We start from the raw sequence: 298 nt of genomic DNA, 5'->3' as shown, positions 1-298 counted from the left end.
GGCAAACGTAGCTTACATGACCGTCAAGGGCGCAACCCAAGGCGACATCACCGCAGACGCAACAACAGCTGACAGCATCGGCAACAACTGGCAGGAAGGCCACGAAGGCGAAAGCCTGGTCTACATGTTCGAAAGCAACGCCGTTGTCCCGCGGGACCCGAACTCCGGTACCGCCATCGGCACCCGCCGCCACCAGCCGACCACTGTCATCAAGCCGCTGGACAAAGCCTCTCCGCTGTTGTGGCAGGCGCTGGCAACAGGCGAATCCCTGGAGATCGAAGTCAAGTTCTGGCGCACC

Annotated in this window: 1 protein-coding gene; it reads left to right on the top strand. The window is 61.4% G+C overall.

Going from position 1 to position 298, the window contains the following annotated elements; genetic code table 11:
* Window positions 1–298 (top strand): type VI secretion system tube protein TssD (gene tssD / locus E1180_RS00025; RefSeq protein ID WP_155189062.1); only part of this gene is annotated, 298 nt, incomplete at both ends.

The sequence above is a fragment of the Roseibium denhamense genome (assembly GCF_009711415.1).
Lineage (GTDB): Bacteria > Pseudomonadota > Alphaproteobacteria > Rhizobiales > Stappiaceae > Roseibium > Roseibium denhamense.
Note: the sequence above shows the minus strand (reverse complement) of the source record. Positions and strands in the feature narration are given on the sequence as shown.